Source organism: Aureimonas endophytica, assembly GCF_014642635.1.
In the GTDB taxonomy this organism is placed as follows: Bacteria; Pseudomonadota; Alphaproteobacteria; order Rhizobiales; family Rhizobiaceae; genus Plantimonas; species Plantimonas endophytica.
Window position 1 is genome coordinate 458,658 of the sequence record NZ_BMIQ01000002.1, and the last position, 20,807, is coordinate 479,464.

Annotated in this window: 19 protein-coding genes; 13 read left to right on the forward strand and 6 right to left on the reverse strand. The window is 69.6% G+C overall.

Annotation, left to right across the window (positions count from 1 at the left end; all coding sequences use genetic code 11):
* Positions 1-27: 27 nt before the first annotated feature.
* The 11 genes from IEY14_RS08425 to IEY14_RS08475 all read left to right on the forward strand — a co-directional run bounded on the left by IEY14_RS08425 (position 28) and on the right by IEY14_RS08475 (position 11,487).
* Positions 28-1,023: an ABC transporter permease gene (locus IEY14_RS08425; RefSeq protein WP_188907764.1), complete on the forward strand. Its 996-nt coding sequence runs from the start codon at positions 28-30 to the stop codon at positions 1,021-1,023.
* A 5-nt stretch (positions 1,024-1,028) separates the two neighbouring features.
* A complete protein-coding gene (locus IEY14_RS08430; protein ID WP_210318314.1) occupies positions 1,029-1,823 on the forward strand; it encodes an ATP-binding cassette domain-containing protein in 795 nt (264 codons plus the stop codon).
* On the forward strand, positions 1,820-2,773 hold the full coding sequence (locus IEY14_RS08435) for a PfkB family carbohydrate kinase (RefSeq protein ID WP_188907766.1): 954 nt from the start codon (positions 1,820-1,822) through the stop codon (positions 2,771-2,773). The genes IEY14_RS08430 and IEY14_RS08435 overlap by 4 nt, the downstream gene beginning before the upstream one ends.
* A 307-nt stretch (positions 2,774-3,080) precedes the next feature.
* The gene (locus IEY14_RS08440; RefSeq protein WP_188907767.1) at positions 3,081-3,575 is read left to right on the forward strand and encodes a YciE/YciF ferroxidase family protein; all 495 of its coding nucleotides are present in this window, start codon (positions 3,081-3,083) and stop codon (positions 3,573-3,575) included.
* A gap of 37 nt (positions 3,576-3,612) precedes the next feature.
* The gene (locus IEY14_RS08445) at positions 3,613-4,494 is read left to right on the forward strand and encodes a manganese catalase family protein (RefSeq protein ID WP_188907768.1); all 882 of its coding nucleotides are present in this window, start codon (positions 3,613-3,615) and stop codon (positions 4,492-4,494) included.
* Between the two features lie 178 nt (positions 4,495-4,672).
* Positions 4,673-5,578: a LysR substrate-binding domain-containing protein gene (locus tag IEY14_RS08450; RefSeq protein ID WP_188907769.1), complete on the forward strand. Its 906-nt coding sequence runs from the start codon at positions 4,673-4,675 to the stop codon at positions 5,576-5,578.
* A 133-nt stretch (positions 5,579-5,711) separates the two neighbouring features.
* Positions 5,712-6,866: an ABC transporter substrate-binding protein gene (locus IEY14_RS08455; protein WP_188907770.1), complete on the forward strand. Its 1,155-nt coding sequence runs from the start codon at positions 5,712-5,714 to the stop codon at positions 6,864-6,866.
* Positions 6,867-6,986: 120 nt separating this feature from the next.
* On the forward strand, positions 6,987-7,985 hold the full coding sequence (locus IEY14_RS08460; RefSeq protein WP_188908118.1) for an ABC transporter ATP-binding protein: 999 nt from the start codon (positions 6,987-6,989) through the stop codon (positions 7,983-7,985).
* A 313-nt stretch (positions 7,986-8,298) separates the two neighbouring features.
* Positions 8,299-9,240, forward strand: coding sequence for an ABC transporter permease (locus IEY14_RS08465; RefSeq protein WP_188907771.1), 942 nt, complete (start codon positions 8,299-8,301; stop codon positions 9,238-9,240).
* The gene (locus tag IEY14_RS08470) at positions 9,230-10,036 is read left to right on the forward strand and encodes an ABC transporter permease (RefSeq protein ID WP_188907772.1); all 807 of its coding nucleotides are present in this window, start codon (positions 9,230-9,232) and stop codon (positions 10,034-10,036) included. The genes IEY14_RS08465 and IEY14_RS08470 overlap by 11 nt, the downstream gene beginning before the upstream one ends.
* 23 nt (positions 10,037-10,059) lie before the next feature.
* Positions 10,060-11,487, forward strand: coding sequence for a gamma-aminobutyraldehyde dehydrogenase (locus IEY14_RS08475; protein ID WP_188907773.1), 1,428 nt, complete (start codon positions 10,060-10,062; stop codon positions 11,485-11,487).
* A gap of 10 nt (positions 11,488-11,497) precedes the next feature.
* Here IEY14_RS08475 and IEY14_RS08480 read toward each other — a convergent pair whose 3' ends face one another.
* Both IEY14_RS08480 and IEY14_RS08485 read right to left on the reverse strand, forming a co-directional pair.
* Positions 11,498-13,045 (reverse strand): GMC family oxidoreductase, encoded by a 1,548-nt coding sequence (locus IEY14_RS08480; protein ID WP_210318316.1) that lies wholly within the window; start codon positions 13,043-13,045, stop codon positions 11,498-11,500.
* Positions 13,042-14,421, reverse strand: a complete 1,380-nt coding sequence (locus tag IEY14_RS08485) for an alpha/beta hydrolase (RefSeq protein ID WP_188907774.1) — start codon at positions 14,419-14,421, stop codon at positions 13,042-13,044. The genes IEY14_RS08480 and IEY14_RS08485 overlap by 4 nt, the downstream gene beginning before the upstream one ends.
* Before the next feature lie 322 nt (positions 14,422-14,743).
* Here IEY14_RS08485 and IEY14_RS08490 point away from each other — a divergent pair, with 322 nt between their 5' ends.
* Both IEY14_RS08490 and IEY14_RS08495 read left to right on the forward strand, forming a co-directional pair.
* A complete protein-coding gene (locus IEY14_RS08490) occupies positions 14,744-15,268 on the forward strand; it encodes a putative pterin-binding protein (RefSeq protein ID WP_188907775.1) in 525 nt (174 codons plus the stop codon).
* 8 nt (positions 15,269-15,276) lie between these two features.
* Entirely contained in the window at positions 15,277-17,226 is a 1,950-nt protein-coding gene (locus tag IEY14_RS08495; protein WP_188907776.1) for a putative bifunctional diguanylate cyclase/phosphodiesterase, read from the forward strand.
* Positions 17,227-17,247: 21 nt separating this feature from the next.
* On the opposite strand, the gene IEY14_RS08500 is transcribed toward IEY14_RS08495, so the two are convergent.
* From IEY14_RS08500 to IEY14_RS08515, 4 genes are read right to left on the reverse strand one after another with little or no spacing between them, the layout of a single operon-like run.
* Entirely contained in the window at positions 17,248-18,225 is a 978-nt protein-coding gene (locus IEY14_RS08500; RefSeq protein WP_188907777.1) for a 5-oxoprolinase subunit C family protein, read from the reverse strand.
* Positions 18,218-19,087: a 5-oxoprolinase subunit B family protein gene (locus IEY14_RS08505; RefSeq protein ID WP_188907778.1), complete on the reverse strand. Its 870-nt coding sequence runs from the start codon at positions 19,085-19,087 to the stop codon at positions 18,218-18,220. The genes IEY14_RS08500 and IEY14_RS08505 overlap by 8 nt, the downstream gene beginning before the upstream one ends.
* Before the next feature lie 14 nt (positions 19,088-19,101).
* A complete protein-coding gene (locus IEY14_RS08510) occupies positions 19,102-20,478 on the reverse strand; it encodes an acetyl-CoA carboxylase biotin carboxylase subunit (protein WP_188907779.1) in 1,377 nt (458 codons plus the stop codon).
* A gap of 3 nt (positions 20,479-20,481) precedes the next feature.
* Complete coding sequence (locus IEY14_RS08515; RefSeq protein WP_188907780.1) at positions 20,482-20,724, reverse strand: acetyl-CoA carboxylase; 243 nt, start codon at positions 20,722-20,724, stop codon at positions 20,482-20,484.
* Positions 20,725-20,807: the final 83 nt, after the last annotated feature.

The window sequence follows — 20,807 nt, forward strand, 5'->3', positions numbered from 1 at the left end:
GCTCGTCAACGTTTCGGGGCGCCCGTCATGTCCACCATCGCCAAGTTCAAGCCAGGGGTGCAGACCCCGGTTCTGCCGTTCTGGAAGAGCGCGCTCCTGATGCCGAGCGTCGGCCCGCTGGTCGTGCTTCTGCTCTTCTGCCTGTTCTTCGCCTTCACCACCGAGCATTTCCTGACGCCGCGCAACCTGTCGCTCGTCATGCAGCAGAGCGTCATCCTCGGCGCGCTGGCCATCGGCCAGACGCTGGTGATCCTCACCGCCGGCATCGATCTCGCCGCCGGCGGCATCACCGTCCTCGCCATGGTGATCATCGGCCGCTTCGCGCTCGAAGGGCTCGATCCGGCGCTCTGCATCCTTCTCGCTCTCGCCGTGGCGATCGTCCTCGGCGCCGTGTCCGGCACGCTCGTCAGCCGGCTGCGCCTGCCGCCCTTCATCGTCACGCTCGGCCTGCTCGGCATCGTGACGGCGGCGACGCGGCTTCTCTCGATGGGCAATTCCTATCCGATCGAGAACGATCTCGCCGCCTTCTTCGGCAACGGCTTCACGCTGTCGGGCGCGCGCGTCACCTATGGCATGCTCGCCCTTCTCGGGCTCTATGCCGCCGTCGCCTTCGCGCTGCACGAGACCTGGTGGGGCCGGCATGTCTATGCGGTCGGCAACAGCCCGGCCGCCGCGCGCCTCGTCGGCATCAACGTGCCGCGCATCCTGCTCTCGGTCTATGTCGTCGCCGGCCTCATCTACGCCTTCGCGGCCTGGCTCGCCCTCGGCCGCATCCCGAGCGCCGATCCGAACGCGCTCCAGACCGCCAATCTCGATTCGATCACCGCGGCGGTGATCGGCGGCGCCAGCCTCTTCGGCGGCCGCGGCGGGGTGATCGGCACGCTCATCGGCACGCTGATCATCGCGGTCCTGCGCAACGGCCTGACCCTTCGGGGCATCGATCCGCTCTGGCAGGATCTCGTGACCGGCGTCCTCGTCATCCTGGCGGTCGCGGCCGACCAGCTCTATCGCCGGAGGTGGTGATGCGCATGTCCCAGCAAGGCTCCGATCCGCGCCTCGTCTTCGAGGGGCGTGGCCTCACCAAGCGCTACGGCCATGTGACGGCGCTCGACGGCACCGATTTCGAGCTGCGGGCCGGCGAGGTGATCGCGATCATCGGCGACAACGGCGCCGGCAAGTCGACGCTGATCAAGGTCCTGTCCGGCGCGATCCGCCCGGACGAGGGCGAGTTGCGGCTCGACGGCGCGCCGGTCCATTTCAAGGGGCCGCTCGACGCACGGGCCAAGGGCATCGAGACCGTCTATCAGGAACTCGCCGTCGCCCCGGCGCTCGACATCACGGCCAATCTCTTCCTCGGCCGCGAATTGCGGCGCAAGGGCGCCCTCGGCCGCGTCCTCGGCATGCTGGACAAGCGGGCGATGCGCGAGAAGGCGGTGGAGCACATGGAAACGCTGCGCTTCAACATTCCCGCCATCGGCAATCCGGTCGAGGTCCTGTCCGGCGGCCAGCGCCAGGGCGTCGCCGTGGCGCGCGCCGGCGCCTTCGCCAGCAAGCTGGTGATCATGGACGAGCCGACGGCGGCGCTCGGCGTGCGCGAGTCCGGCCAGGTGCTCGATCTCATCCGCACCATCCGCGATCGCGGCTTGCCCGTGATCCTGATCAGTCACAACATGCCGCATGTCTTCGAGATCGCCGACCGCATCCACATCCAGAGGCTCGGACGGCGCGTGGCCCTGACCTCGCCCAAGGAGCATACGATGCAGGAAGCCGTCGCGATCATGACCGGAGCCGTTCCCGCGCCGACACCGGCGGCCGCCGCGTGACGGCGCCCGCGATCCTCTGCTGCGGCGACGCCCATATCGACATGGTGCCGCTGCGGCTGCCCGACGGGATCGTGGCCTATCGGCCCTTTCCCGGCGGCTCCTGCTTCAACATCGCCGTGGCGCTCCGCCGGCTCGGCGTCCCCGCCGGCTTCGTCGGCGCCCTGTCCACCGATTTCCTCGGCGACCTCCTGCGCGAACGCTTCGCCGCCGAAGGCATCGACATCTCGCGGGTCACGACCGGCGAGGAGGAGACGACGCTGGCGCTGGTCTCGGCCGAGGTCGCCGCGCCCCGCTATGTCTTCTACGATCAGGCGAGCGCCAGCCGGCATTGGCGGCCCGCGCCGGGCCTCGCCGATCTCGCCGGCATCGAGGCCGTGCATTTCGGTTCGGTGACGCTGATCGGCGAGCCGGCCGCCGGCCGCTACGAGAGTTTCGCGCGGGAGGCGCGGCGGCACTGCCTCGTGACGCTCGATCCCAATTGCCGGCCGAGCCTCGTGCGCGACGCCGCCGCCTATCGCGCCCGCATCGACCGCATGGCGCGGGGAAGCGACATCGTGCGCATGTCGGACGAGGATGCCGACTATCTCTATCCCGGCCGCTCGGCCGCCGCGATCGCCGCCGATCTCCGGGCCAGCGGCGTCGCGCTCGTCGTCGTCACGGCGGCGGCGGCGGGCGCCACCGCCTTCGCCGCCTCCGGCGAGCGGCATGTGCCGGCGGCGCCCGTCGACGTCGCCGATACGATCGGGGCGGGAGACACGTTCTTCGCCGCCTTCCTCACGGCCCTGCGCCAGGCCGGCCGGCTGTCGCGCCCCGGCCTCGGCGCCCTGGCGGGCGAGGACCTTGCGGCGGCGCTCCGCTTCGCGGCGAAGGCCGCCGCCGTCACCTGTTCGCGCCCCGGCGCCGATCCGCCGCGCCTCGCCGAGCTCGAGGCCGTCCTGACCCCCGCCTGAGGACCGGACCGGATTGCCTGAGAACCCGGAGCGCCGCAGGGCGCCTCCGGGTCGTGGCGTTGGCGCGGTCCCGCCGGCCCACGCGCTGCCGGCGGTTTCCCGTCGATGCGGGATCGCTTCGACAGCAAAACTTGCCCGGCGAACAAAGTGCGGTCGCCGAAACCTCAGTCATCGTCCTCAATCTCCAAGCATATCCCGCGCGGCTAATCTTTAGCCGTCGACCGCGTTCGCCGAAGCAGGGCCGGAACTTGCCGATGTCCTTCAGCTTTCAGTCGGCATCCACGGTTTCACAGGGAATGCTCAGCTCATGGCCGCGAAGACGCTTGCCGATGCTTTTCATGAAACGTTGAAGGACGTCTATTACGCCGAGAAATCCTCCGTCCGTGCTCTGAAGAAATCGGCGCGCGCGGCCAGGGCGCCCGAGCTGAAGCAGGCCTTCGAGCGCCATGCCGAGGAGAGCGCCGAGCAGATCGAGCGCCTGACCCGCGTCTTCGAGATCATCGGCAAGTCGCCGCGCGGCAAGACCTGCGAGGCGATGCAGGGCCTGACCGCCGAGATGGAGGAGGACCTGGAGGATTTCGGCGATACCGAAGCCGGCGACGACGTCCTCATCGGCTGCGCCCAGGCGATCGAGCATTACGAGATCGCCCGCTACGGCCTCCTGAAGAGCTGGGCGACGAAGCTCGGCTACGCGGACGCGGTCGGCCTCATCGAGGAAACCCTCGCCGAGGAGAAGAGGACCGACGAGCTCCTGACCCGGATCGCCGAGGATATGCCGACCGCGAAGGCGGCGGCCGCCTGACCTTTCCATTTCCTGATTTCGCAGAGGAACGAGACCCATGTTCTATACGGACGGCAAGCTGCAATTCCCGGTGCGCGTCGAGAAGCCGAACCCGCTCTTCGCCAAGGCGCTGCAACAGGCGATCGGCGGCGTCGAGGGCGAGATCCGCGTCGCCATGCAATATATGTTCCAGGCCTTCGGGGCGCGGGGACCGGCCAAGTATCGCGACCTTCTTTTGAACACCGCGACGGAGGAGCTCGGCCATATCGAGATGCTGGCGACCGCCGTCGCCCTCAACCTCGAAAAGGCGCCGCTGTCGCTTCAGGAGGACGTCTCGGCCGACGCGGTCGGCGGCGCGGTGCTGAACGGCATGGACATGCGCCATATCCTGTCCACCGGCCTCGCCGCCCTGCCGGCCGACTCGAATGGCGTGCCCTTCGACATGTCGCATATCTATGCCTCGGGCAATCTCGCGGCGGACATGTATTCCAATGTCTGCGCCGAAAGCACGGGCCGCGCGCTCGCCGTCCGGCTCTACAACATGACGGACGATCCCGGCATGAAGGAGATGCTGGCCTTCATGATCGCCCGCGACACGATGCACCAGCAGCAATGGCTGGCGGCGCTGGAGGACATGGGCGGGGCGGAGGCCAATCTGCCGATCCCCAATTCCTTCCCGCAGTCGCAGGAGAACCAGAAATATTCCTATGCCTATTTCGGGCATATGGTCGACGGCTCGATCCCGCAAGGGCGCTGGACCTCCGGGCCTTCCATGGACGGCAAGGGCGAGTTCACGGCGGTGAAGTCGCAGCCGATGGGCGGCGAGCCGAGTCTCGCCCCCGCCCGGCCGGACGGCGGCGCGCAGCTGCCGCAGAGCTCCAAATCCGGGACGACCGGCATTCTCGGCAAGGTGGAAGGCGCGATCGAGCGCAATCTCTGAACTCCTCGCTTCGGAGCCGCCGCCCGGGCGGCTCCGGTCCTTGCGCTCGGGCGCTCCCGCCGGCCATGGTCGCCGTCTCCGGTTGAACGAGGGCGGCGGGCGGAATGGGGCAGTCGAGGCAGGATCGTGACCGGGGCGGGCTCGCGTCGCCCGTTCCCGCGCGGGCGACCGGGCGGCCATGAGCTTCACGCTCCGCCAGCTTCGCTATTTCATCGCGGTCGCCGAAGGCGGCACGGTGTCCGGCGCCGCGCAGATCCTCTCCGTGTCGCAGTCGGCGGTGACGGAGGCGCTGAAGGATCTCGAATTCGATCTCGGCGTCCAGCTCTTCGAGCGCCATCGGCGCGGCCTCACCCTCACCCACAAGGGGCAGCAATTCTATCGCCACGCGCTGCGCGTGCTCGATGCCGTGGCCGATGCGCGCCAGAGCTTCGCCGAGGAAAGCCGCTCGGAGCCCGGCAGCCTGAATTTCGGCGTCACCTCGCTCGTCGCCGGCTATGTCCTGTCCGACATTCTCGCCCGCTATCGCCGCGCCTTTCCGCTGGTCGAGACCCGGGCCATCGAGGACAATGGCGACTATCTCGAACATCTTCTCATCGGCGGCGAACTCGATGTCGCGGTGATGGTCATCTCGAATCTGAAGGACCGCGTCGCCCTCCAGTCGCAGGTCTTCGAGCGCTCGCGCTATCGCCTCTGGCTGCCGAGCGGCCACCCGCTGGCCGAGACCGAGGTCGTCGACGTCGCCGCCATCGGGCGCGAGCCGCTGATCATGCTGACGGTGGACGAGATCGAGGAGAATATCGGACGGCTCCTGGCGGCGCTGGGCGCCAAGCCGAACGTCGCCTTCCGCACCCGTTCGGTGGAAGCGGTGCGCAGCCTCGTCGCGACGGGCGCCGGCATCGCGCTCCTGCCCGATCTCGTCTATCGCCGCTGGTCGCTGGAAGGCGACCGCATCGAGAACCGGCCGATTTCCGGCGATCTGCCGATGGTCGAGGTCGGCATGGTCTGGCGGCGCGGTTCGGCCCTCGGCCGCGCGGCGCGCGACTTCGTCGCCATGGCCGGGGGCGAGCCGGGCCGGGGACGGTGATCACTCGCCGTCCGTGCTATCGGTTTTTCCGAAATCACCTATCGGACGAATGCGTTTGCGGGGATTTGAACGCCGTCTAAGCTGCCCTCCGACCCGCCGCCGCCGCGACGGGCCTCGTCACCGGAGAGGCAGGATGAAGCAGACGCTCAAGACTTGCACGGCGCTCGCCATGGCCGCCCTGTTCTGCGGGCAGGCGATCGCGGCGGAGGCGATCACCAAGGTCGGCGCGGGGGAGGGGCAGGTGAATATCGTCGCCTGGCCCGGCTATATCGAGCGCGGCGAGACCGACAAGGCCTATGACTGGGTATCGGGCTTCGAGACGGAGACCGGCTGCAAGGTCAACGTAAAGACCGCCGCCACCTCCGACGAGATGGTGACGCTGATGAATGGCGGCGGCTTCGACCTCGTCACCGCCTCCGGCGACGCCTCGCTCCGCCTCGTCGCCGGCAAGAAGGTGCAGCCGATCGACACCGGTCTGGTGCCGAGCTGGGACAAGGTCGATCCGCGTCTGAAGGACGGCGCCTGGTTCACCGTCGGCGGCAAGCATTACGGCACGCCCTATCAATGGGGGCCGAACGTGCTTCTCTATTCGACCGAGGTCTTCAAGGAGGCGCCGAAGAGCTGGTCGGTGATCTTCGAGCCGCAGAACCTGCCGGACGGCAAGCCGAACAAGGGCCGCGTCCAGGCCTATGACGGGCCGATCTATATCGCCGATGCCGCCAACTACCTGATGCACAAGCAGCCCGAGCTCGGCATCAAGGACCCCTACGAGCTGAACGAGGCGCAATATGCCGCCGTTCTCGACCTCCTGAAGGGCCAGCGCCAGCTCGTCGGCCGTTATTGGCACGATGCCGCCGTGCAGGTGGATGACTTCAAGACGGAGGGCGTCGTCGCCTCCTCCTCCTGGCCGTTCCAGGTCAACACGCTGACCGCCGACAAGCGGCCCGTCGCCTCCACCATCCCGGCGGAAGGCGCGACGGGCTGGGCCGACACGACCATGCTCGCCGCCGACGTCCAGCATCCAAACTGCGCCTATAAATGGCTGGAACATTCGCTGTCGCCCAAGGTGCAGGGCGACGTCGCGGCCTGGTTCGGCTCGGTGCCCGCCGTGCCGGATGCCTGCAAGGCGAGCGATCTTCTCGGTCCCGAAGGCTGCAAGACCAACGGCTTCGACAATTTCGACAAGATCCGCTTCTGGCGCACGCCGACCGCCAAATGTTCCGATGGCGGCACCTGCGTTCCCTATTCGCGCTGGGTCTCCGACTACATCGCCGTGATGGGCGGCTGATCGGGATCGCGAGGCCGCGAAGCGGGTCGCGGCGCCGGAGATTGGCATCTTCTCCCCGATGGGGAGAAGACAGCGGCGGCCCTGTCCCGTTCTAACCATCAAAGGATCGCCGTGACTGCCATCCCCGCCGTTTCCCTTGCCGAGGTCTCGCGTGTCTTCGGACCGGTCACGGCGCTGGCCGGCATCGATCTCGAGATCCGGCCGGGCGAGTTCTTCGCCATGCTGGGGCCGTCCGGCTCCGGCAAGACGACCTGCCTGCGCCTCGTCGCCGGCTTCGAGCAGCCCTCCACCGGCCGCATCGCGATCTTCGGCGAGGACGTCACCGGCCGGCCGCCGCATCGCCGCCCGGTGAACACGGTCTTCCAGGACTACGCGCTGTTTCCCCATCTCGATGTCCTCGACAACGTCGCCTATCCGCTGATGATCCGGAAGGTGCCGAAGGCGGCGCGCCATGCCGCCGCCGAGGCGGCGCTGGAGCGCGTGCGCCTTGCCGGCTACGGACGGCGCCGGCCCGGCCAATTGTCCGGCGGCCAGCGCCAGCGCGTCGCCCTGGCGCGCGCCATCGTGGCCGAGCCGAAGGTGCTTCTCCTCGACGAGCCGCTCGGCGCGCTCGACCTGAAGCTGCGTGAGGACATGCAGGAAGAGCTGAAGGGCTTGCAGCGCGCGCTCGGCATCACCTTCGTCTTCGTCACGCACGACCAGAGCGAGGCTTTGTCCATGGCCGACCGCATCGCCGTCTTCGGCGCCGGCCGCATCGAACAGGTCGGCACGCCCGAAGAGGTCTATCAGCGGCCGCGCAACCGCTTCGTCGCCGATTTCGTCGGCTCGTCCAACGTCCTGCCGCCGGATTTCGTGGAGAATCTCGTCGGCCGGCGGCGCTGGGCGAGCCTGCGGCCGGAGGCGGTGCGGCTCGCGCCGGAGGCGGCGGCGGATTTCCAGCTCGCCGGGCGGCTCGTGTCGAGAAGCTATCTCGGCGCGACGGTAAGGCTCGGCATCGAACTCGGCAACGGCCTCGCCCTCCATGCCCTGCGTCCGGCGGGCGAGGTTCCGCCGTCCGGCGAACGCCTGACGATCGCCTTCGCGCCGGACGCGCTCCATCTGATGGAGGAGGGGACGTGAGGGCCCGGCTTCCGTCGTATCTTCAAGGACGCGAGACCGCCGAGCTTCGATCTCCCTTGAGGAGGACATGGGCGGCAGCCCGGAGCGGGGTGGCGAGCGCCAGCGAGGCCCACCTCTTCCACCGCCGCGTCGTTCGAAGGCTATCGCCTTCGCACCCCCCGCTACCTGCTGGCATCTCCCTCTCAAGGGGGGAGAGCATGCCAATGGCGGAGGATGGTGTTCAGCGTCCCTGTGAAGCGGAGAGGAGAGAGTCCGTGATGCTGCGGTCCTTCCTGGACCCGGCATTCGAGCCCGACGCGGAAGGCGTCCGCCGATGAGCGCGCTCGCGGTCGCGGCGCCGCGTCGCGGTCTTGCCGGTTCGCTGGCCGATGGACTTTGGCGGCGGCCGGCGCTGTTGGCCGTCCTTCTGCTCGCCCTGCCGCTGCTCTGGCTGGTCGTCGTCTATCTCGGCTCGCTCGCGGCGCTTCTCGTCCAGAGCTTCTATTCGCTCGACGACTTCTCCGGTCTCGTGGTCGAGGACTTCACGCTCGCGACCTATGCGCAGCTCTTCACCGCCGCCAATCTCGCCATCATCCTGCGAACCGTGGCGATGGCGGCCTGCGTGACGCTCGCCAGCATCCTCGTCGCCTTGCCGATCGCCTATTACGCGGCCCGCTACGCCCGGGGCGCGGCCAAGGCCTTCTTCTACATCGCGGTGATGCTGCCGCTCTGGTCGAGCTATCTCGTCAAGATCTATGCCTGGAAGCTGATCCTTGCCAAGGAAGGCATCCTCACCTGGGCCTTCGCCAGGCTGGGTCTCGCGCCCGTGCTGGACGCGGTGCTGGCGCTGCCCGGCATCGGCGGCAACTCGCTGTCGGTCAGCTATATCGGCACCTTCCTCGTCTTCCTCTATGTCTGGCTGCCCTACATGATCCTGCCGATGCAGGCGGCGCTGGAGCGCGTGCCGGCGAGCTTTCTCGACGCTTCCGGCGATCTCGGCGCGACGCCCGCCGCCACCTTCCGGCATGTGACATGGCCGCTCGCGCTGCCGGGTGTCGTCGCCGGCTCGATCTTTACCTTCTCGCTGACGCTCGGCGACTACATCATCCCGCAGATCGTCGGCTCCTCGCGGCTCTTCATCGGCCAGGCCGTCTATACCCAGCAGGGCACGGCGGGAAACATTCCGCTGGCCGCCGCCTTCACCATGGTGCCGATCGTCATCATGGGCTTCTATCTCTGGGGCGCCAAACGCGCGGGAGCCTTCGATGCGCTCTGACGCCGCGCCGCTTTCGCTGAAGGTCGCCGCCGGCGCCGGCCTGCTCTTCCTGCTCGGGCCGCTTCTCCTGATCTTCGTCTACGCCTTCACGACGGAGGAGCGCAGCTTCGTCTGGCCGCCGCCGGACCTGACGCTGCGCTGGTTCGCCGTGACCTGGGACCGGCCGGACGTCTGGGCGGCGCTCGGCCTGTCGCTGAAGGTCGCGGCCGTCGCGACGCTCGCCGCCCTCGTTCTCGGCACGCTCGCCGCCGCCGCCGTCAGCCGCGCCCGCTTCTTCGGGCGCGAGGCGGTGTCGCTTCTCGTCATCCTGCCGATCGCCTTGCCCGGCATCGTCACCGGCATCGCGCTGCGCTCGGCCTTCGGAATGCTGGAGATCCCGTTCTCCTTCTGGACGATCGTCCTCGGCCACGCGACCTTCTGCATCGTCGTCGTCTACAACAATGCGGTGGCGCGCTTCCGCCGCCTCGCCGGCTCGCTGGTCGAAGCCTCGATGGATCTCGGCGCCGACGGCTTCCAGACCTTCCGCCACATCGTCCTGCCGAACATCGCCTCGGCGCTGCTCGCCGGCGGCATGCTGGCCTTCGCGCTGTCCTTCGACGAGGTGATCGTCACCACCTTCACCGCCGGGCAGCAGCAGACCCTGCCGCTCTGGATGCTGGAGGAGCTGATCCGGCCGCGCCAGCGGCCGGTCACCAATGTCGTGGCGATGGTGGTGGTGCTCGTCACCTTCCTGCCGATCCTCCTCGCCTTCTTCCTCACCCGCGACGGCGACCAGACCGCCGGCGCCGGCAAATGAACCCGCAACCCGGAGACATGCCCATGGACACCGCGATGCTGATCGGCTCGGCCTTCGAGGCGGGCACCGAGGCCGAGGAGACGATCCTCGATCCGAAGACCGGCGGCACGATCCTGACCCTGCCCGAGGCCTCGCTCGGCCAGATCGACCGCGCGGTGGCGGCCGCCGAACGGGCCTTTCGCGGCTGGTCGCGCACGACGCCGGCGCAGCGCTCCGCCTATCTCCTGAAGATCGCCGACGCGATCGAGCGCGAGGCGGCGGACTTCGCCCGGCTGGAGGCGCTGAACTGCGGCAAGCCGATCAATGCCGTGCTCAACGACGAGATCCCGGCGATCGTCGACTGCTACCGCTTCTTCGCCGGCGCGGTGCGCGTCCTGCCGGGCCAGGTGGCGGGCGAGTATCTGCCGGGCCACACCTCGATGATCCGGCGCGACCCGATCGGTATCGTCGGCTCGATCGCGCCCTGGAACTATCCGCTGATGATGATGGCCTGGAAGCTTGCCCCGGCGATCGCCGGCGGCAACACGGTCGTCTTCAAGCCGTCCGAGCAGACGCCGCTGACGGCGCTGAAGCTCGGCCGTCTCCTCGCCGACATCCTGCCCGAAGGCGTCGTCAACATCGTCCTCGGCCAGGGCGGCACGGTCGGCAACGCGCTGATCAACCATCCGAAGATCGACATGGTCTCGATCACCGGCGATATCGCCACCGGCAAGAAGGTGCTGCAGGCCGCCGCGAAATCGGTGAAGCGCACCCATCTGGAGCTCGGCGGCAAGGCGCCGGTGATCGTGTTCGACGATGCCGATCTGGAAGCCGTGGTGCAGGGCCTGCGCGCCTTCGGCTTCTACAATGCCGGCCAGGACTGCACCGCCGCCTGCCGCATCTATGCCGGTCCGAAGATCCACGACCGGCTGGTCGCCGATCTGTCCGCCGCCGCCTCCACCATCCGGTTCGGCGAGGCCGACGACACGGCGAACGAGATCGGCCCGCTGATCTCCCGGCGCCAGCGCGACCGCGTCTCGAGCTTCGTCGAGCGCGCCGCGAGCCAGTCGCATATCGAGGTGACGACGGGCGGCAAGACCGGCGGCGAGGCCGGCTTCTTCTTCCAGCCGACGGTGATCGCCGGCGCCCGGCAGGAGGACGAGATCGTGCGCCGCGAGGTCTTCGGCCCCGTCGTCTCGGTGACGCGCTTCACCGAGGTGGAGGATGCTGTCGCCTGGGCGAACGATTCCGACTACGGGCTCGCGTCCTCCGTCTGGACGAAGGACGTTTCGCGCGCCATGGCGACGGCGGCCGAGCTGCGCTACGGCTGCACCTGGATCAACACCCATTTCATGCTGGTCAACGAGATGCCGCATGGCGGGCTGAAGCAGTCCGGCTACGGCAAGGACCTCTCCACCTATGCTCTCGAAGACTACACCGCCGTGCGCCATGTGATGATCGCGCACGGCTGAGGGGAGGGGGTCAGGCTCGGCCGAGGAAGCGCTCGGCCGTGCGCAGCGACAGGGCCATGATCGTCAGGGCCGGATTGGCGACGAGCGCGCTCGGGAAGACCGAGTTGTCGCAGATCCAGAGATTATCGACCGTGAAGCTGCGGCCGTCGGGATCGACCACGGCGCGGTCCGGATCGGTCCCCATCCGGCAGGTGCCGATCGTATGGGCGCTGCGGGCGAGGACCTTGATGTCCTTGCCCCCGGCCGCCTCGACGATGGCGCGCATCACGCCGGTGGCATGGCGGTCGATGGCCTTCTCGTTCTCGCCGAAGCCGAAGCTCACCTTCGCCTTCGGCATGCCGAAGGCGTCAAGCTCGTCGGAAAGTTCGAGCCGGTTGCCCTCGTAGGGCAGGCATTCGGTATTGATGCCGACGCCCGCCATGAAGCGATAGTCGTCCATCGCCGCGACGAGGCGCTCGCCCCAGAGCCCGGCGCCGCGCGCCATGGTGGTCGCCAGCGTCAGCGGCATGACGCCGAGACTCTGGATCAGGTAGCCGCCGGCAAAGCCGGCATCCTTCGGGCCGCGCATGTCCTCGGTGATGAGCGAGGACGGATAGCCGCGATAGCCGCGCATCTCCGTCTCGAACCGTCCCCAGACCTGCGTCGCGCCATGCGCCATGAAGTTGCGCCCGACCTGCCCATTGGCATTGGCGAGGCCGCAATGCAGGAGGAGGCGCGGCGTCTCGACGCCGCCGGCGCTGAGGAAGAGATGGGCGCAGCGCTGCCGGCGGTCGATGCCGTGCCGCCGGTAGACGACGCCGGTGACGCGGCCCGTCCGATCGCGCTCGATGCCGTGCACCCGCGCGTCCGGCCGGATCTCCGCACCCCTGGCGACGGCGAGCGGCAGATAGGTCGTGTCCATGCTGGCCTTCGCCGTGTTGCGGCACCCCTGGTGGCAGGAGCCGCAATTGACGCAGGCCTGGCGCGCCGCGCCGCCCTCCTGCGCGAAGTCGCGCGAGACGAGCGCCGCCGGCGCGTCGGTGGCGCGCAGCCCGAGCGCCTCGCAGCCCCGCAGCATCATGTCGGCCGAGGCGTTGCGCTTCGGCGGCGGCAGGGCGTAGCGGCGGCCGGGATCCCAGGGATAGTCGGCGGGGCCGGACACGCCGATGAAGGCCTCGACCTTCTCGATATAGCGGACGAGTTCGGCATGGCCGATCGGCCAGTCCTCGCCCTCGCCGGTGGTGGTGCGGAGCGTCAGGTCGGCCGCGTCGGGGCGCGGGGCGAAGGCGCCCCAATGCAGGGTCGAGCCGCCGACGCCCTGGCCGCTATTGTTGGGGCCGAAGGCGGTCGGCGTCTCGCCGGCGCTCAGCCGCTCCTCCATCCAGTTGATGTCGCAGCCCTCGATCTCGTCCGGCACATGGTCGCCGGGCGCGAAATTGGCGCCGGCCTCCAGCGCCACGACCTTCAGGCCGCGCGCCGCCAGCATGGCGAGAAGCGGCGCGCCGCCGGCGCCCGTGCCGACGACGACGGCGTCGACCACCTCGTCCTCGCCGTAATGGCGCATGGCGTCGAGCCTCATCGCACGCCTTCCATGGCCGGCTCCCATCCCTCGCGCTCGCCCGCGGCGAGCCGTTCGAAGCCCTGCTTGCGCGGCCCGTCGCCGCCATTGGCGAAACCGTCGAAGCCGATGCGCGCCATGGTCGCCGGATGGGCGAGCCATTGCCGGACGAGATCGGTGCGGGCATCCGCGAACCAGCCCTGCATCTGCGCCGCCGAAAGCCCGCCGGCCGCCGGCTCGAAGGTGCCGGCGACGAGCGCGGCGAGACGGGCGTCCTGTTCCGCTTCGCCGAGCGCGCCGAAATCGGCGAGCCCGTCCAGCGCGGCGCGATAGGCCTCGACATCCGGCGGCAGCGCCGCGAGGCGCCAGCCGTCGCCCTTGCCGGAGGCGAGCCCGGCCTCGACGCGGGCGGCGAGGTCGATCGCGGCGCCGCCCATGTCCTGCGGCACGGTCCGGGCCGCGACGGCCCGCAGGGTGTCGAGCTGCGCGGTCGTCAGCGCCTTCGGCCGGTAATCGGGATCGTCGGCCAGAGCCCGCCGGGCGAGGATCGCACGGCTGCGCGCGCTCACGCGGTCGGAGGCGATCAGCCGGGCGAAATCGGTCGGAATGCGCGGTCCCGCGCCGGCCTCCCGGCGCCAGAAGCGCAGGATCGCCTCCGCCACCTCGGCGGGCCGCTCCAGCGGCAGGAGATGGCCGGCGCCCTCCAGAACCTCGAACCGGGCGCGCGGATAGACCGGCCCGTTGACGCGGCGCTGGCCGTCCGGCCCGAGATCGCCGTCTTCCCCGCCCGCGAGGACGAGCGCCGGCAGGTCGAGACGGCCTGCTTCCGCCGACCAGTCCTCGCGGCTGCCGCGCTCCAGCCAGGCGAGCCAGGCCTCGCGCGTCGTGCGCAGAAGATCGCGGGTCGCCAGCGCCTCGTGGCGCGGATCGAGCGCGGCGCCGACATTGCCGTCGATGAACTCGCGGGCGGCGGCGGGGTCGAGCGGGCCGGCGCTCGCCCAGCCGAGCATGCGCTCGCGCCGCGCCTCGTCCATCGGCTCGGGCGAAGGCGGCGAGCCGGCGAGAAGCACGATGCCGGCGAGCCCGAAAAGGCCCGCATCCCCGGCGAGCGCCCGTGCCGCGACGAGCGTCGCGACCTTGCCGCCCATGCTGTGGCCGGCGAGCAGCCAGCGCGTCGCGCCATGGGCGCGGATCGCGCCGGCGACATGGGCCACCATCTCGGCCACCGACAGGCCAAGGGCGGCGGGCGCGTCGCCGAAGCCGGGAAGATCGATGCCGACGACCTCGAATTCCGCCTCCAGCCGCGCGCCGACCGCCTCGATCGCCCGGCGGCTGGAGCCGAGCGCATGGAGATAGAAGAGGACCGGGCGAGGCGGATTGTCGAGACGCTGCAGCATTCGGACACGCGAGAGGGTGGATCGGCTGCCAGCTAAGGTTAGCGGGCGAACTTCGTTCCGCCACGACGTGGAACATTGTGCCGCAAGGGGACGGGACATGGCGCCGCGCGGGCCGGCATCGCGCCGGTGCTCCACGCTCGGACCAGCCTTACGGCATGCGGGGGGCGGGCCGGGCGAAGATCGGCCCGGCGGTGAGACCACCCGGCGACCGTGGGCAACGCTGCGCCGGCCTCCTTTGCCGGGTATCTAAGTGTCTGGATTCCAATTACGAATCCTTCAGGCTGGGCCGCTAGTCATTGGATGACAGCAAAGGCTCGCCGCCATGACTCCAGGTCCTACACGCCGATTCGTCCTTGCCGCCGGTCTCGGGCTCGGCGCCGCCGCCGTCCTGCCCCCGTCCCGCGCCTCGGCGCTGCCGCTTCCCGGCGCCAAGCCGATCCTGCGCATCGGCGGCCGCATCGCCACCCGCAATGAGGGCGAGGAGGCGGTCTTCGATCTGGCGATGCTGGAGGGCCTCGGCACCCGGCGCCTCGTCACCTCGACGCCCTGGACGCAAGGAGTGATGCAATGGGACGGCGTGCCGCTCGCCACCTTGATGGCGGCGGTCGGGGCGGAGGGAACCACCATCCGCGCGACGGCGCTGAACGACTATGTCGCGGACGTGCCGATGGCCGGCCTCGCCGAGGACGGCGTTATCCTGGCCAGCCGGCGGGAAGGCAAGCCGATGCCCGTCAGCGACAAGGGGCCGCTCTTCATCCTCTATCCCTTCGACGACGACCGGCGCCTCCAGCAGCAGAGCTACTACATGCGCTGCGCCTGGCAGATCGCCCGCCTCGACATTCTCTGACCGCGACGATGCCGCAGCGGGAGGATCGCTGGGAGATTCCGCTTCTCGTCCTGACGGCCGGGCTCGGCCTCGCGGCGATCTGGATGCTCTTCGCCAGCGTTCACTACATGCAGCGCATCTCGCGCTCGGCCGAGAACAACGTCGTCTACGAGGTGCTGACGACGGCGCCGGAACTCGCGCGGCTCCAGGCGGCGCTCGCCCAGCGCTTCCTGCCGGGCTCGCAGGTCGGCGACGACGATGTCGCGCTGCGCTTCCAGATCCTCCAGAACCGGACGGACCTTCTCGCCAATCGCGAATCCAGCCGCGTGCGCGGCGACACGCCTGAAGCGCTGCTCCTGATCGATCAGATCCGCCGGGTCGTCGCCGAGGTGACGCCGCGCATGGAGGCGCTCCGCTCGGCGGGAGACGCGACGGCGGTGCTGCATGCCTTCGAGCCGCTGAACGCCAAGGCGGCGCGGCTCGCGGCCCTCACCACCTCCGCCACCGCCGACCGCATCGCGACCAACGAGGGCAAGCTGCGGGACATCTTCTGGCTCCTGCTGCTGGAGATCGCCGGGCTTCTCGCCTGCGGGCTGACGCTCGTCACGCTGCTGCGCCGGGCGCGGCGGCGCTCGCGCGATCTCGCCGAGAAGGACACGCTGACCGGGCTCGCCAGCCGCCTGTCCTTCAACGCCGTCCTCGCCACCGAATTCGAGCGGCGGCGCGGGCCGGGCCGGCTCGCCGTGCTGATGTTCGATCTCGACCACTTCAAGCATGTGAACGACACGCTGGGCCATGCGGCGGGCGACCGGCTGCTCGTCGCCGTGGCCGAACGCCTGCGGCCGGCGCTCGCCGACGCGGCGCTCTTCGCCCGGCTGAGCGGCGACGAATTCGCCGCGATCTTCCTGAGCGACGGCGCCGAAGGAGAAGCGGAACGGGCGGCGATCCGTATCCTCGACGCCTTCGTCCCGCCCTTCGAGATCCTGGGCACGACGATCTCGGCCTCGGCCAGCATCGGCGTCGCCGCGCTGGAAGGCGGGGAAGGGCAGCCGGAAGAGCTTCTGAAGAATGCCGACCTCGCGCTCTACGACGTGAAGGCGAACGGCCGCTCCGGCCTGCGGCTCTGCCATGCCGAGCTGAAGCGCGGCTATCTGGCGCGCCAGACGCTGGCCGCCGATCTCGAACATGCCCTGCGGCGCGAGGAGCTCGGCCTCGCCTTCCAGCCGATCCTCGCCCTGGAAACTTTAGAGACCCGCGGCTTCGAGGCGCTCCTGCGCTGGCATCATCCCGAGCGCGGCGCCATCTCGCCGGCCGAGTTCATCCCGATCGCCGAGGAAACGCGGCTCATCCTTCCGATCGGCCGCTGGGTGATCGACGAGGCCTGCCGCGTCGCCGCCGAATGGCCGGAAGAGATCGGCATCGCGGTCAATCTCTCGGCCCGCCAGTTCGCCGATCCGCTGCTGCTGCCCGGCATCACGACGAGTCTTCGGCGCCACGGCGTCGCCGCCGGGCGGCTGACGCTGGAAATCACCGAATCCGCCTTAATCCGCGACGACGGCGCCGCGCGGGCCATGCTGGACGAGATGCGGGCGCTCGGCATGCGGACGGCGCTCGACGATTTCGGCACCGGCTATGCCTCGCTTAGCTATCTGACGCGCTTTCCCTTCGACGTCATCAAGATCGACCAGAGCTTCGTCCGGGGCTCGGGCCCGCGTTCGAACGACGCCACGATCATCGAGACGATCTGCGATCTGGCGCGGCGGCTCGATCTCGTCATCGTCGCCGAAGGCGTGGAAACGGAGGAGCAGCTGGCGATGCTTCGCGCCGCCGGCTGCGACAAGGGGCAGGGCTATCTCTTCGACCGGCCGCTCGGCGAAGCGGCCTCCGCCGCCCGGCTGGCGGCCGAGCGCCTGAAGGCGACGCGGACCGCGCTGCACGCGTCGGCCTCGGATCAACGGCAGGGCACGGCCGGCCGCTGACGGGCCGGCCGGCGCGCGGCCTCAGAGACGGGCGAGACGCTCCTGTTCCGTCTTGCGGGCGGCCAGCGCCGCCTCCATCGTCACGGCCTCGAAACGCACCGGCTGATGCGGCTGCAACTGGCCGATGAGGTCCATGTCGGCGGAGATCACCGTGCCGATCATGAAATAGCCGCCGCCCGACACCGCGTCGCGATGGAGCACGATCGGCTCCGTGCCGCCCGGCACCTGGATCGAGCCGTAGGGATAGCAGCTGTCGACGATGTTGGAGGGATCGGAGCCGGCGCCGAAGGGTTGCTCGCGCGGCACGAAGTCGAGCTTGCGCCCGCCCCGGAAACGGTAGCCGATGCGGTCGGCCTCGGGCGCCACCTTCCAGGTGTCCTCGAAGAAGCCGGCCTGGCTCTCCTCCGTGATGCGGTGCCAGTAGAGACCGGGCAGGGCGCGCAGCACCTGGCCGGTGCCGCCGACCGGGCGGCGAAGCTCGGAAGGCGTGCTGGCGCCCTCCCGGCCCGTTCCGGCCGCCGCGCCGAGCGGCAGGCGGTCGCCCGCCTTCAGGGCGCGGCCCTCGAAGCCGCCGAGCGCGCCGAGCGCGTAGGTGGAACGCGAGCCCAGCACGTCCGGCACGTCGATGCCGCCGGCGATCGCCAGATAGGCGCGGGCGCCCGCCTTCAGGAAGCCGAAGGACAGGACCTCGCCCGCCCGGACGCGGAAGGCCGTCCAGCCCGGCTGCTCGGTGCCGTCCAGCTTCGGCGGCATGTCCGCGCCGGTGACGGCGACGAGCGCGTCGGCCTCGAAGCGCAGTTCCGGGCCGAGAAAGACGATCTCCAGCCCCGCCGCGCCGTCCGGATTGCCGACGAGGCGGTTGGCGGCGATCAGCGCGAAGCGATCCATGGCGCCGGAAACCGGCAGGCCGAGATGGTAGTAGCCCGGCCGGCCGAGATCCTGCACCGTCGTGGCGAGGCCCGGCTTCAGGACCTCGAACATCTGCGCGCTCTCAGCCATGCAGCGCCTCCAGGAGCTTGGCATTGGTGCCTTGGGGATCGGCGAGGAAGGCGTCGAGCGAGAAGCTGACGGGACGGATCTTCGGCTCGTAGCGGCCGGCCTCGACCTCGGCCACCGCCGCGTCATAGGCGGCGCGGTCGATGACGCGGAATTTGATGATGTCGCCGGGGCGGAAGATCATCAGCTCCTTCAGATAGCCGATCTCGCCCTTCGGATCGTAGATCGGCATCGGCGTCACGCCGAACATCTGGTAGCCGCCGGCGCCGCGCACCGAATAGATGCAGCCGAAGCAGCCGCCATGGCCGACGGTGAGCTTCGGCGTGTCGGTGCGGGGCCGCAGATATTTCGGCACCTCGATCTGCTTCTCGCGCTCGACGAGCTGGTAGATGAAGGGCAGGCCGGCGACGAAGCCGACCATGGAGACGAACCAGGGCGTGCCGGAATGGGCGGCAATGAACTCGGCGACGCTGCCATAGCCGTTCACCCGCGCCGCATATTCGAGATCGGTCGAGCCCGGGTCCTGGTGGCGCTCGCGGAAGCGCATCAGCGTCTCGCGCGTCCAGGGATCGTCGTAGAGGACGGGAATCTCGATGATCCGCGTCTCGATCGTCTTGGCGGCGCCTTCCGCCGCCGCCTCGAACTCCTTCAGCGCCGCGAGCAGCGCGTCCGGCGCGATCACGTCGGGATCGAACTTGATCTGGAAGGAGGCGTTGGCCGGGCAGATCTCCGTGATGCCGGCAATGCCGCTGTCCCGGACGGCATTCGTCATGGACAGGCTCTTGAAGAAGGCCTCCAGCGACATTTCCTCGTCGACCTCGACGAAGATGTGCTCGTCGCCGCCGAATGAGTAGCGCGTCTTCATCGGTTCTCCCTCGTTCAGGCGGATGGGGCGGCGGGTGCCAGCGGATGGGCGGCCAGCCAATCCTCCAGCCAGCGGGTGTGGAAGGCGCCGGCGCGCACGGCCTCGTCGCCGGCGAGCGCCAGATGCAGGTCGCGCGTCGTCGGCAGGCCCTCGACGCGCAGTTCGCCGAGCGCGCGGGCGAGCCGCGCGATCGCCGCGCCCCGCGTCTCGTCATGGGCGACGAGCTTGCCGAGCAGGCTGTCGTAGAAGGGCGGTACGCCGTAGCCCGGATAGAGCATCGTGTCGAAGCGCACGCCCATGCCGCCCGGCAGTTCGAGGCCCGTCACGGTGCCGGGGCTCGGGCGGAAGTCGGCGACGGGGTCCTCGGCGCAGATGCGCGCCTCGACCGCATGGCCGGACAGGCGCACCTCGTCCTGCGCGAGCGTCAGTGCCTCGCCTCCGGCGATGCGGATCATCCAGCGCACGAGATCGACGCCCGTCACCATTTCCGTCACCGGATGCTCGACCTGGATGCGGGTGTTCATCTCGATGAAGAAGAACTCGCCCGTCGTCTCGTCGAAGAGATATTCGAGCGTGCCGGCGCCGCGATAGGCGACGCGTTCGGCGAGCCGCACCGCCGAGGCGCAGAGCGCCTGCCGCTGTTCCGGCGACAGGCAGGCGGCCGGCGCCTCCTCCCAGACCTTCTGGCGGCGGCGCTGGAGCGAGCATTCGCGCTCGAAGAGATGGATGGCGCGTTCCCCGTCGCCGAGGATCTGCACCTCGACATGGCGCGCCCGGCCGATGAAGCGTTCGAGATAGAGACCGCCGTCGCCGAAGGCGGCCTTCGCCTCGGCGCTGGCCTGCGGGATGAGCTGGAGCAGCTCGGCCTCGTCGCGGGCGACGCGGATGCCGCGTCCGCCGCCGCCGGCCGCCGCCTTGATCATCACCGGATAGCCGATCGCGGCCGCCGCCTCGCGCGCCGCCTCGACGCCCTCGACCGTGCCTTCGCTGCCCGGCACCGTCGGAACGCCCGCCGCCATCGCCTCCTGGCGCGCCCGCGCCTTATCGCCCATGGCGCGGATCGTCGCCGGCCGCGGGCCGATGAAGACGAGCCCGGCCGCCTCGACCTTCTCGGCGAATTCGGCGTTCTCCGACAGGAAGCCGTAGCCGGGATGCACCGCGTCGCAGCCGCTTTCCACGGCGGCGCGCACCATCGCCTCCTTGTTGAGATAGGATTTCGTCGCATGGGCCGGGCCGACGGCGACCGTCTCGTCGGCGAGCCGCGCCGCCAGCATCGCGCCGTCGGCGGCGCTCACCGCCTGCACCGTGCGGATGCCGAGTTCCCGCGCCGCCCGGATGATCCTGACGGCGATCTCGCCGCGATTGGCGACGAAGATCTTCGAGAGTCCCATGGCTCAGACGTCGAGATCGTAGAGCGGCTGGCCGGCCATCACGGCATCCTCGTTCTCCACATGGAAGGCGAGGATCGTGCCGGCCTCTTCGGCGAGGATCGGCGTGAAGGACTTCATGACTTCGATCAGGCCGATCGTGTCGCCGACCGCCACCTTGTCGCCTTCCGACTTGAAGACGGGCTCGCCCGGCGCGGAGGAGCGGTAGAAGGTGCCCGGCAGCGGCGCCTGGATCGTCTTCGCGGTCATGGGAAACTCGTCGCCCTTTTGGATTTCGGAACGGTCGGCGGAGAGTTGCAAAGGACGGCCCGCCCGTAAAATCGCAATTTGAA